At 44.1% G+C, this 11,535-nt stretch carries 11 protein-coding genes; 2 read left to right on the forward strand and 9 right to left on the reverse strand.

Going from position 1 to position 11,535, the window contains the following annotated elements; translation table 11 throughout:
- Positions 1-2 precede the first annotated feature (2 nt).
- The 3 genes from J5566_RS03480 to J5566_RS03490 all read right to left on the reverse strand — a co-directional run bounded on the left by J5566_RS03480 (position 3) and on the right by J5566_RS03490 (position 5,209).
- The gene (locus J5566_RS03480) at positions 3-1,241 is read right to left on the reverse strand and encodes a glutamate-5-semialdehyde dehydrogenase (RefSeq protein WP_208562091.1); all 1,239 of its coding nucleotides are present in this window, start codon (positions 1,239-1,241) and stop codon (positions 3-5) included.
- Between the two features lie 9 nt (positions 1,242-1,250).
- Complete coding sequence (proB, locus tag J5566_RS03485) at positions 1,251-2,327, reverse strand: glutamate 5-kinase (RefSeq protein WP_208562092.1); 1,077 nt, start codon at positions 2,325-2,327, stop codon at positions 1,251-1,253.
- Between the two features lie 419 nt (positions 2,328-2,746).
- Positions 2,747-5,209 carry a bifunctional DnaQ family exonuclease/ATP-dependent helicase gene (locus J5566_RS03490; RefSeq protein WP_348002274.1) on the reverse strand — a complete coding sequence of 821 codons (2,463 nt, stop codon included), beginning with the start codon at positions 5,207-5,209 and terminating at the stop codon, positions 2,747-2,749.
- A gap of 236 nt (positions 5,210-5,445) precedes the next feature.
- Here J5566_RS03490 and J5566_RS03495 point away from each other — a divergent pair, with 236 nt between their 5' ends.
- Positions 5,446-6,081, forward strand: a complete 636-nt coding sequence (locus J5566_RS03495) for an MBL fold metallo-hydrolase (RefSeq protein ID WP_208562094.1) — start codon at positions 5,446-5,448, stop codon at positions 6,079-6,081.
- Positions 6,082-6,114: 33 nt separating this feature from the next.
- Here the strand turns inward: J5566_RS03495 and ftsX are convergent, their stop codons facing one another.
- From ftsX to J5566_RS03525, 6 genes are all read right to left on the reverse strand, one after another.
- Positions 6,115-7,044, reverse strand: coding sequence for a permease-like cell division protein FtsX (gene ftsX / locus J5566_RS03500; RefSeq protein ID WP_208562095.1), 930 nt, complete (start codon positions 7,042-7,044; stop codon positions 6,115-6,117).
- A complete protein-coding gene (ftsE, locus tag J5566_RS03505; RefSeq protein ID WP_208562096.1) occupies positions 7,037-7,729 on the reverse strand; it encodes a cell division ATP-binding protein FtsE in 693 nt (230 codons plus the stop codon). Before ftsE ends, ftsX begins: the two co-directional genes overlap by 8 nt.
- A 37-nt stretch (positions 7,730-7,766) precedes the next feature.
- A protein-coding gene (prfB, locus tag J5566_RS03510; protein WP_208562097.1) for a peptide chain release factor 2 occupies positions 7,767-8,862 on the reverse strand; the annotation gives its coding sequence in 2 pieces (ribosomal slippage) (positions 7,767-8,789 and positions 8,791-8,862; 1,095 coding nt in all).
- Between the two features lie 31 nt (positions 8,863-8,893).
- Positions 8,894-10,021, reverse strand: a complete 1,128-nt coding sequence (queG, locus tag J5566_RS03515; protein ID WP_208562098.1) for a tRNA epoxyqueuosine(34) reductase QueG — start codon at positions 10,019-10,021, stop codon at positions 8,894-8,896.
- 5 nt (positions 10,022-10,026) lie between these two features.
- Entirely contained in the window at positions 10,027-10,518 is a 492-nt protein-coding gene (locus J5566_RS03520) for a hypothetical protein (RefSeq protein WP_208562099.1), read from the reverse strand.
- Between the two features lie 127 nt (positions 10,519-10,645).
- A complete protein-coding gene (locus J5566_RS03525; RefSeq protein ID WP_208562100.1) occupies positions 10,646-11,002 on the reverse strand; it encodes a TM2 domain-containing protein in 357 nt (118 codons plus the stop codon).
- A 135-nt stretch (positions 11,003-11,137) separates the two neighbouring features.
- Between J5566_RS03525 and J5566_RS03530 the strand changes: the two genes are divergently transcribed.
- Positions 11,138-11,524: a hypothetical protein gene (locus tag J5566_RS03530; protein WP_208562101.1), complete on the forward strand. Its 387-nt coding sequence runs from the start codon at positions 11,138-11,140 to the stop codon at positions 11,522-11,524.
- The last annotated feature ends 11 nt before the right edge of the window (positions 11,525-11,535 follow it).

The following is an 11,535-nucleotide window of genomic DNA, read 5'->3' on the forward strand; positions in this document are numbered from 1 at the left end:
TCCTAACGAATATGGCCGTCGCCTGTGATGATGTACTTGTAGGTGGTCATCTCACGCAAGCCCATTGGACCACGGGCGTGCATCTTCTGGGTCGAAATGCCTAACTCGCAGCCCAGACCGAATTCGCCACCGTCTGTGAACCGAGTCGAGGCATTGACATAGACTGCCGCCGAGTCTACGTAGAGCGTAAAGAGGTCTGCCGTCTGGCTGTTTTCCGTCACAATGGCCTCGCTATGTCCAGTCGAGTGTTGTGCGATGTGGCTGATAGCTTCTTCCACACTTGAAACGACTTTGACAGCCAAGATAAAGTCCAGAAATTCTGTATCAAAATCTTGATCGCTTGCTGGTGTGGATTGGTTGAGAAGAGCCTGAGCCTTCTCGTCAGCCCGCAATTCTACCTGACCAGAAAGAGCTTCCTCAAGACGAGGTAGGAATAGGCTGGCAATTTCTTCATGAACCAATAAAACTTCAGCCGCATTACATGCTGAGGGACGATTAACTTTTGCATTGACGGCAATTTGTAAAGCCTTATCCAAGTCTGCATCCTTATCTACATAGACATGACAGATTCCTGTACCTGTTTCAATAACAGGAACTGTCGCATTTTCAACAACAGCTTGAATGAGCCCTGCGCCACCACGAGGTACCAGCAGGTCAATCTTGCCTTTGGCAGTCATCAATTCGGTCGCAGAGGCTCGGCTGGTATCTTGGACCAGTTCGATAACCTTGGGTGACAAGCCGACCTCTTCCAGACCAGCTTTTAAAGCTGAAACAATGGCCTGAGAAGAATGGAAGGCATCCTTACCACCACGCATAATGACTGCATTTCCGCTCTTGATGGCCAATCCTGCAACGTCGGATGTCACATTTGGACGGCTTTCGTAAATCATTCCTACCAAGCCAAAGGGAATAGACTTCTTACTAATCTTCAACCCATCTGCCCGAGTGGATTCTTCCAAGGTCAAACCAACAGGATCTGGCAAGGTTATCAGGGCACGAAGACCCTCAGCCATAGCTTCAATCCGCTCTGCTGTCAGGAGCAATCTGTCCTGCATGACTTGGCTAATCTTGCCTTGGGCATTTTCCATGTCAATGGCATTGCCTGCTAAAATTGCCTCAGTCTGAGCAAGCAACTGGTCTGCCATAGCTGATAGGGCTTGGTTCTTTTGTTCGGTTGTAGCTAGGTTGATAGAGGCCTTATGGGCCAATAAACTGTCTAATAATGCTTGTGTTGTTGTCATATCTTTCTCCTATAGGCTAACCCAATCATTGCGGTGAATAAACACACCTTCCGCTCTGCCATTTGCCAACCGGTCCTGCAAGTCCCGGGACGAGAGTTTGACCCGCCCTTTACCAATCAAGCGGTGGTCTGCCTGACTGTAAACTTCCACAACCTGCCCCACTTCAAAGTCACCTTCGAGGGCTTTTACACCAGCAGCTAACAAACTACGGCCTTGGTGCAACATAGCATCAACTGCTCCTTCGTCCACTTCAACCGCCGAGTCTGTCCGAGCGTAGAAAGCCATCCACTGCTTGCGTTGGTTCATGGCATGGTCGTCCGCTAAAAAGAGGGTGCCACGATTGGCTTGGGTGACTGCTTGTATGAGGGCCGTGTCCTCTTTTGAAGAGCAGATAAAGACTGGTACGCCTGACTTAGTCGCAATCTGCGCCGCCTGCAATTTGGTGGTCATACCGCCCGTTCCGTTGGACGATCCTGCTCCTGCTGCCATGGCAAACAAGTCTTCCGTAATTTCCTTAATCTCTGGCAAATGTTTGGCGTTGGGATCACTGTTAGGATTGGCCGTGTAAAGCCCATCCACATCTGTCAAAAGCACCAAGAGGTCTGCTTTCAAAAGGGAAGCCACTTGGGCAGATAAAGTATCATTGTCCCCTACCTTAATCTCCTCAATGGCAATGGTGTCATTTTCATTGATAATGGGAATAGCACGCTGCTTCAGCAAGACCTGCAAGGCCTGAGAAGCATTTTGATAGCGTCTGGCATCCGCAAAATCATCCTGGGTCAGCAAAATCTGAGCCGACACAATGCCATCTTTCATCAGGTTTTGCGTGTATTCCTCAATCAACAAGCCCTGACCCACCGCCGCAGAAGCCTGTTTCTCCGCAATCTTAGTCGGTCGCTTGTCAAAGCCCAATCTCCGAAAACCAGCAGCAATGGACCCCGAAGTCACCAGCACAATCTGGTAGCCCTTCTGATGCAACTGAGCCAACTGATTGGTAATCCGAGCAATCTTAATTCGATCCAAACTCCCATTTTCTTGGGTCAGGGAGCTGGTTCCTACCTTAAATACAATCGTTTTTTCTGTCATAGTAATCTCTTTCAAATGAATGGAAATATAGTCTCTCTATTAGCTTTTAGGACTAGCTCCAAGAATATGGGAGATAGGTGGAACTAGAAGGCTGTTCGTGTCAAAAGTCGTTTGTCATATTAGGTTACGACAAAGCGAGTTCTCTAATGATGACATTATTTCCAGTTGGAAACAAGGATTCGACGATTCCTAATACGTCGAAATATAAAAAGACAAACTGAATGACTATATTTGGAAAATTATACCATATTTTTACCCTAAAGAAAATGAATGTCAACTGTTACCACCTCTTCTGCGACTGACCTAGCCATGTCTTCCCAAATAGATAGAAAAGAACTGGGAATACCCAGTTCTTCTTAACGTACTAGTCTTTCCTTTAGAAAATTTTACCAGTCCTAATAACCTTCCCCTTCATTTCACTACTCATCAAAGAATTGTTGGACAGTTGAAGTAATCTGATCCAATGAAGCCTCGGTAACCAGATAATCTTGAGCCAAGAATCTCGTCACCTGTTTGCCATACCGTTTGGTTTGCAGGCGATTATCTAAAACAAAGACCTGAGACAGTTGACTCGGACGACGATTGGTCCGTCCAATAGCCTGCTTGAGCTTCATCATCATCATAGGCAAGCTAAAATCATAAAAGGGATGCTTGCCTTCCTGACGCAAACGCTGATTGATTTTCATGACAAAACGGTCGCGAGGATTTTCAAACGGAAGCCGACTGATGACCAAGACAAGTTGATCTAGGTTAGCAAAGTCAACACCTTCCCAGAAGAGGCCGCTCCCTAAAAGCAGAACAGTCTCCCCTTTTTCAAATCGCCGCTTGAGATGATCTGCTTGCCCATGTTTATATTGGGCAAGATGAGAAATCTCTTCCAACTCCAAAAGATCAGAAACAGCCAACAAGAGTGCTCGAGAGGTAAAGAGCACTAAAATTGGTTGCTGACCTGCCAATAATTTCTCCAATTGCCGCACCAAGAAATGGGCATGCTCCTCCAGACCCAAACCAATCACATCCGGCAAATCCTTGATGAGAACCAGTTCTTGATTGTCTTGAAAAGCGGATTCCAAATAGTCGCTAGTCGCATGTTGAAAGCCCAGCAAGTCAGCCAAACTCACCTGCTTGCTAATCTCTAAAGTCGCACTGATACAGAAAATCTTCGGACTCGGAATCAAACGTGCCAACTGCAACAATTCCTCTCTACTCGCCCGCAAATGTGCAATACGTTTCTCGTTCTGGAAATGATCTTCCAACCAAAAATAGGAATAAAAGGCTAGCATCCTTTCCAAATCCAGCAGATCTACATCAGCCAGTTCCAAACAATTTTGATGCAATTGTTCTAATCTCTCTCTGACAATTTCCCGCTGTCCAGTCGAGCGAAAATCCGTCAAGAGACTATTCAGTTCAAATAAAGTACTTTCATACAAACGACGTCTCAATAGAGAATCAGCTCGGTCCTTCTTACTCTGTAAGGATTGAATCAAACTGGTCAAATCAATGGTCTGACTTGCCAACTCTTCTGCTGCTAGCAAGATTTTTTGCGCTTCATCGATGACAAGGATATCTGCCTGCATCAAGGGATCCTGGTCTTTCAAATGACTCAAATAGTAAGCATGGTTGGTTAACAAGAGTCGACTGGCAGCCGCTTCTTCTTGAACTGCTTGCCAAAAATCCCAGCCCTGAAACAGGCTCTCTTTGTCCAACTTACCATCATGTTTGATTTCATCAAAGTAAGCCTGATAGCGGTATTTCTGCTTTAACTCATCCAGATCCCCTGTTTCTGTCTCACACAGCCACACCAAAATTTGCATCTTAAAGCAATTGAGTAGACGGTTTTCGTCTTCTCGCTGAAGAGTCTTCCAATAGGAATCCAATTTCAAAAAATGACCTGGTGCTTTGAGCGAAGCAATAGAAAGATTAAACACCTCTCGCAAGAGGCGACCTTCCTTGGCCAAGATCTGTTCTTGTAAGATTTTTGTTGGAACAGTCACTAAAATTTTTTGCTTGCCCTGACTGAGCAAGGGCAATAAGTAGCCGAGGGTTTTGCCAATACCTGCCTTTGCCTGGATAAAATGCACCCCTTGGTTACCAGTCAAATGCTGCTCAATTTTTTCTGCAAAGCGAACTTGATCCTGTCTTGGTTCCATATCCAAGAGACCAATATTAGTCGTAAAGTCCTGAGAAAAACATTTTTCAGCTTGATGCTGCTTTCTTTTTTTCAATACCAAGCCGTGTACCAACTCTAAGTTAGATGACAGCCCATCTTCCACCTGCTCAAAGAGGTCATCAAGGACCAAACGGGATTCGTAGAGCAGATGATCCGCCAAAGGCAGCAACTGAACCAAGACCGGACGAGGCAAACTGAGAATCTTCTCTTGGATTCGTATGAGAAGCTGCGCCGTTGCCTGGGCATCCGAAATGGCTGTATGGGCCTGGTCCAAGGGCAATTTCAAGGCCTCAGCCAGATAGGTCAAGTTGTATTTTTCAAATTGCGGGAAAAAAAGTTGGCTCAACTCGACCGTGTCCACTCGTGGAATATAGAGGTCATACCCTTCAAAGAACAAGGCTTCGGTCAGCAAGTTGGCATCAAATTGCACATTGTGGGCTACAAATACAGCATCTTCCAACATAGAATAAATCTGCCCAGCTACCTGACCAAATTCTGGTGCCAGAGCTAGCTGCTCATCGCTAATACCTGTTAAATCCTTGATATGATCATCCAAGGGCTCATGTGGGTTGATGTCACTAGCAAACTGGTCAACGATGAGACCATTCTCAACAATGACAATTCCAATTTGAATGATTTTTGCCAAGGAACTACTCGAGGTTGCTTCCAAGTCCACAATGGCATATTTTCTTGTCCGAATCCTGTTTTTCATATTCCCCATTATAGCAAAATTTTGAAAAGCTTACAAAAGCATACTAATACTCAATGAAAATCTAAATCAGACTAGGCGACGCAGATGCAGATAGAACTGAAGTTCATTAAATCAAGTCAACAACGTCTGATTTTGATTTTCGAAGAGTATAAACAAATAGAGAAATCTAGAAGATAAGGACCTCACTTGTGCCAATTCAAACATTTTTTGATACACTTACAAAGACAGGAGGTTTTATGAAACTACATACCATTACCAATTTTATTGCAAGAGAAAACACCTATATTTTAGAAGGAGAGCGAGATTTACTTGTGATCGATCCTGGGAGTGACTGGTCACGTATCCATCAACAACTGCTCCAGCTAGCAAAACCTGTGGCAGCTGTACTCTTAACCCATACCCATTACGACCACATCATGAGCCTGGAAGCCTTACGAGCAGCATGTAAGCAACCACCAGTATACGTTGCTGAGAGCGAAGCTGCTTGGCTCTATCAACCAATCGATAACCTATCCGGTCTCGATCGTCATGCCGATTTGGAAGATGTCATCTGCCAACCTGCAGAAGAGACCTTTCAGTATGACCAACCTTACCAGATTGGGGAGTTTACTTTTTCCGTAGTACCAACACCTGGCCACTCGATTGGCGGTGTGTCCTTTGTCTTTCCTGAAGCTTCTTGGGTCTTCTCAGGTGACGCCCTCTTTCGCGAAACCATTGGTAGAACAGATTTACCGACAGGTGATTTTGACCAATTGATCCAAGGGGTGCGCCAACAGATTTTCACCCTGCCCAACCATTACCAGGTCTATCCGGGCCACGGCTTTCCAACAACCGTTGCCCACGAGAAAAATTTCAACCCATTTTTTAGATAAAAAAGAAAAAGCCCTTAGGCTTTTTTCTTTTTATTAAATCTTCAAGAAACGGCGCATTGAAATCACCGAACCAAGTGAACCGATGACAATACCAACCAAGAAAAGGCTGCCAATCATACCCGGTATGAAGATGGATTTATCAATCAAGGATAGGTTTTGAGATGCCAAAGTTGAATTCACCTGAGCATAGACCATTTCATAGACAAAATAAACCAAAGTTGCTGGTGCAATGGCTCCTAACAAGCCAACCCATGCACCTTCCAAAAGGAACGGACCACGGATGTAACTGTTTTTCGCCCCCACCAAACGCATGATTTGGATTTCACGACTACGGGAAATGATGGTGATACGAATGGTGTTGGAAATCAAGAAGATGGCTGTGAAGAGCAAGAGAGCAGTCGCTGCAAAGCCCCATGTCCGGACCATATCTGCCAGTTTGAAAATGCGCTCTGTTTCAACTTCTCCATCACGGACTTCTGTCACTCCATCAATTTGTGCCACCTTTTCTGCAACTGTTTTCACGTATTGAGGATCAGTGGTATCGATGATGTAGGCATCATATAGTGGATTGGCATCCCCTGCAAAGAGATTCCACGTATCTCCCAATTTCTCAGTCAATTGTTGCAGTTGCTCATCCTTACTAGAAAAAGTTACGCTTTCCACATTGTCCAAGGCCATAATCTGGTTGTAGATGGATTTGTAGTTTGGATTGGCTACTGTCTCCCCCTGATCATTGACAATAGTCTCATCGTTGTCTGTCGAGTTGGCACGCAAATAAACATTAATTCGAACATTGTGTTCCAAATCAGATGCCAATTTTGCTGTATTCAAAATCACTGAAGCAAAAATTCCGACCAAGGTCAAGGTAATGGTCACAGAAGAGATGGCAGCAACGGTCATCCAACCATTTCGCTTCAAGCTCTTTAGCGACTCAATAAAGTGTCTAAAAAATCGTCTAATCATCGTATCCGTATTCTCCTTCCGCTTCATCACGCACCACACGACCGTCTTCGATCGCAATTACGCGGTGGCGAAGTGTGTTTACGATTTGGCTATTGTGGGTTGCCATCAGGACAGTTGTACCCTGCAGATTGATGCGCTCCAACAGATGCATGATTTCCCAAGAGTTCTCTGGGTCCAAGTTCCCCGTTGGTTCGTCGGCAATCAAGACTTTCGGATTGTTTACAATCGCACGCGCAATAGCAATCCGCTGCTGCTCACCACCTGAAAGTTCATTTGGGAAAGAACGGATTTTATGCTTGAGACCAACAAGATCCAAGACTTCCATGACACGCTTTTTGATATTGCGTGGCTTCTCTCCGATAACCTCCATGGCATAAGCAATGTTCTCAAAAACTGTTTTCTTTGGCAAGAGTTTATAGTCCTGGAAGACAACGCCGACCGAACGACGCAGCAAGGGAACATCACGCTTTTTAATTTTTGAGAGGTCAAACTTCCCAACCTTCAAGTGCCCTTTATCGATTTTTTCCTCACGATAAAGCAATTTAATAAAGGTCGATTTACCAGCACCTGAAGGGCCTACGATATAGGCAAATTCACCCGGTTCTACATTTATGGACACACCGCGAAGGGCTGTTGTCCCGTTTCCATATTTCTTGGAAACATCTTTCATTTCAATAATTGGCATAGGTCTTACTTGTCCTCTGACAATCCTTTCTATAGTTTTAGCTGATTCGCCATTTTAGGTAAGCATCGATAAATCCTTCGATGTCTCCATCCATCACCTTATCTACCTGAGCAACTTCATGTCCAGTCCTGTGGTCTTTGACCATGGTGTAAGGTGTGAAGACATAGGAACGAATCTGACTTCCCCAAGTAATCTCTTTCTTATCTCCTTTAAGAGAATCGACTTCTGCAGCCTTCTTCTCCTGTTCAAGCTGGTAAAGCTTGGCTTGGAGCAATTTCATGGCACGGTCACGGTTACCGTATTGGGTACGGTCAACAGTTGACTGGGTCACAATACCAGTTGGAAGGTGGGTCAAACGCACACCGGTTGAAACCTTGTTGACATTTTGTCCACCCGCTCCGCCACTGCGGAAGGTATCCATCTTGACTTCATCATCACGAATTTCAATCTCAATGGTATCATCCAACTCTGGCATGACTTCCACCGATGTAAAAGATGTGTGGCGACGCTTGGCAGAGTCGAATGGTGAGATACGTACCAAACGGTGCACACCCATTTCCGACTTTAGAAGTCCATAAGCATTTGGACCTGTGAAGCTAAGCGTCACAGACTTAATCCCTGCTTCATCCCCTGCTTGGTAATCAAGCGTTTCAACAGTGAAACCTTTGGCATTTCCAAAGCGTGTGTACATACGTAGGAGCATCTCACCCCAATCCTGTGCCTCTGTTCCACCAGATCCTGGATGAATTTCCAAAATCGCATTGTTATGGTCATAAGGCTCCGATAAGAGGAGGGTCATCTCGTAGCTTGCCATCAACTTATCAAGCTCAGCCAACTTGTCAACCAATTCTTCTCGAACGCTTTCATCTTCTGACAAAAAATCCAATAAGATTTCTGCTTCATCAAACAGGTCAATCATTTGGTGGAAATTACCATAGGTTGCTTTTAATTCATTCAAGTCCTGTGATGTTTTTTGGGCTGCCAGGTTGTCATTCCAAAAATCTGGTTCGGTCATCTTATTTTCTAAGATGGCAATCTCTTCTTCAAGACCTTCTAAGTCAAAGAGACCCCCTAAATGATGTTAATTTACTGCCAAGTTGTTCGATTTTCTGGCGAATTTCTGCTGTATCCATAGCTACCTCGTTTCTAATTCTTAACATTCTATCATACTTGAAGGTTTTTGGCGACCTTTAAGAAGGCCTCCTTTTCCGTCAAAACATCTGGATTGTCTGACGAAATCCCTTCAATAAAGTCAATCATCTCCTGATTGGGACGTTTGACCAACTGTCCAAGAGCCCAGATAGCTGTTGCCATGTGGACTGGATTCTGTTTTTTATCAATAATTTCTAATAGTTTGGGAATGGCAGAGCGGTCATTACTATTTGCCAATGCGATGATGGCATTGCGTTGTAAAATATTCTTGCCACGCCAGGATCCTGCTATCAAGCCAAACTTTTCTTTAAACTGCCCATTTGATAAATCTAAAAAGGGCAGCAATTCTGGATGTGCTAGGTCGGGATCAATGTCCACTAGTGGTGGACTGGAAATCCCCTTGTTGTAAGGACAACAAATCTGACAGATGTCACAACCATAAATGACGGTTTTAATTTTCTTGCGAAATTCCACATCCATCATGCCCTTATCCTGAGTCTGAAACGAAAGACAGCGCTGGGCATTCATAGTCGTATCTCCCAAGAGGCAAGAGGTCGGACAAGCATCCACACAGCGATTGCAGTCTCCGCAACCATAGTCGACAGGCTGATCAGGCTGGATATCCAAATTGGTAATCAACTCACCAAGAAACATGTAGGAGCCAAACTCTTTTGAAATTACTAGTCCACTTTTCCCGATAAAGCCAATTCCAGCACGCTGAGCAACTGCCGTGTCAACCAAGGCACCTGTATCTACCATGGCCTTGTACTCTAGCCCTTGAGTCAATTGCTCGATACCTCTCGCCAAGCGTTCCATCTTGTCCTGCAGGATATAATGGTAATCCAACCCCCATGAACTCGGAGAAATTTTTCCCCGTTTAAAAGCTGTTTTCTGAGGCTGCTGAGGCAAGTGTCGCGGATAAGCTACGGCAATTGAAATGATAGTCCTTGCTGACTTTAAGCTCAAGCGAGGTCTAATCCGCTCTTCAATATTTTTATGTTCAAATCCAGACGACCGACCTTCTTCAATTGAAGCACGCAAGGATTTCTCCAAGTAAGCAAAGTCATCTGCTGTTGTGAAGCCAATCTTGGAAATCCCAATTTCCTTTGACAAGGCTATTATTTCTTCTTTGAGATTCATCTCTTTCATTCTAGCAAAAATCCTATTTCTTGCCAATATTCCTTTAGTAAAATTGTACCAAAAAACACTAAAAAACCAAGCAAAAAGACAAGATGTAGTCGAGAATAGGCTTTTTCCCTCCACACACTAGTAGCAATATAGGCTACATTTATCCCTATGGCAGCTCCAAAACCTTGGAATAAGAGAAAATCAAGCCCCACCAGTTGGCCTTTGCAAAGATAGGTCACACAAGCCAAGAAGCTAGCTACAAGTCCTGTCAGTACTAAATTGTGCAACCAACTAGCGGTCCGAAAAACGAGTTCCAGAAGAATGCCCATAGGAAGATAGAGTAGGAAACCCGTCAGCAATTGCGGCAGAGAATGTGACCAAACTTGTATGATGTCCAGGCTCAGTATTCGACCAGTTTCTACTTGAAAGAGTTCAAACAAACCTGCATTCCAAGCTAAAACAAGAAGATAGGCCAGTAAGAATCCCCATGAAAAAGAGCGACTGCCCATAGTTTCCTCCATTTTAGAACATTTTTCTATTATAGCAGATTTTTTTACGTTTTTGGTTACAATCAGGTAACGAATCACCTCTGCTATTACAATTAAATGACAAAACATACCCTGAAAACAGAGTATGTTACGGCATGTAATAAGCCTCCAACAACTGCTGGTGAAGGCGTTCTAGATTTTTTTCCTTTGTCGATTTGACAATCAAAAACCAATCAACTACGATCCATAGCCCCAAGGTTGCCCACCACAAAAACAATTTTGCCAAGGCCAAGCCAAATTGTCCCAGATAAAAACGATCAACTGCCAAGTGACCAAAAAAGAAGGAAAAGACCCAAGCCAAAACGGGATCCTTGAGTTTCACGCTGAATACATATTCTTGTTGTCTAGGGGTTAGTTCTTCTAATCGTGCTTGTAAAAATGCAAGCGACTCAGCTGGCAGATAGCGACTATTACGGGCAAAAAATGATTCTGTAAGTGCAGACATAGCAAACCTCCATTTCTAGTCTAGCCTATGCAGGCTATTTTGTAAAGAATAAAGCTATTTTAAGAGAGTAAATCTCAAAAATAACATGTATTCTTATACCAATATGTGCTATACTAATGAAAAAGGAGGTCTGCAATGTCTATTACCATTAAACGGGATACAGGAGCAGTCGGGGCGGCCGGAAAACTTCACTTTTTAGTCAACGGTCAAACGGCTGGAAGTATCGGAAACAAGGAAACGATTACCCATAAGCTCACAGGCAAAACAGCCCAATTTGCTATCCGAGAAGATAAGAAATCAACCATCGAAGTGCAGAATGGCGATTATATCACCATACAACCAAATAAACTTTACTTCAGCATCTACATTATCAGCCTGCTAGCTATTATTGCCCTAGCCTTTCTAACCTTTGCCCCCATTGTCGAGACGGTTATTGCAGGAATAGCTCTGACAGTCTTCCTAGTCAGTAACTTCCTTCTCCCCCGCTACCACTTATCCAAAGATACAAAAAACTCAGACTAAGCCTGAGTTTT

It is taken from the genome of Streptococcus suis, from assembly GCF_017601095.1.
GTDB classification, from domain to species: domain Bacteria; phylum Bacillota; class Bacilli; order Lactobacillales; family Streptococcaceae; genus Streptococcus; species Streptococcus suis_Z.

Coding starts and splice junctions, on each gene's coding strand:
- J5566_RS03480 (WP_208562091.1), bottom strand. CDS start 1,241: ATGACAACAACACAAGCATTATTAGACAGTTTATTGGCCCATAAGGCC.
- J5566_RS03490 (WP_348002274.1), bottom strand. CDS start 5,209: ATGAAAAACAGGATTCGGACAAGAAAATATGCCATTGTGGACTTGGAA.
- ftsE (WP_208562096.1), bottom strand. CDS start 7,729: ATGCCAATTATTGAAATGAAAGATGTTTCCAAGAAATATGGAAACGGG.
- queG (WP_208562098.1), bottom strand. CDS start 10,021: ATGAATCTCAAAGAAGAAATAATAGCCTTGTCAAAGGAAATTGGGATT.
- J5566_RS03530 (WP_208562101.1), top strand. CDS start 11,138: ATGTCTATTACCATTAAACGGGATACAGGAGCAGTCGGGGCGGCCGGA.
- ftsX (WP_208562095.1), bottom strand. CDS start 7,044: ATGATTAGACGATTTTTTAGACACTTTATTGAGTCGCTAAAGAGCTTG.
- proB (WP_208562092.1), bottom strand. CDS start 2,327: ATGACAGAAAAAACGATTGTATTTAAGGTAGGAACCAGCTCCCTGACC.
- J5566_RS03525 (WP_208562100.1), bottom strand. CDS start 11,002: ATGTCTGCACTTACAGAATCATTTTTTGCCCGTAATAGTCGCTATCTG.
- J5566_RS03495 (WP_208562094.1), top strand. CDS start 5,446: ATGAAACTACATACCATTACCAATTTTATTGCAAGAGAAAACACCTAT.
- J5566_RS03520 (WP_208562099.1), bottom strand. CDS start 10,518: ATGGGCAGTCGCTCTTTTTCATGGGGATTCTTACTGGCCTATCTTCTT.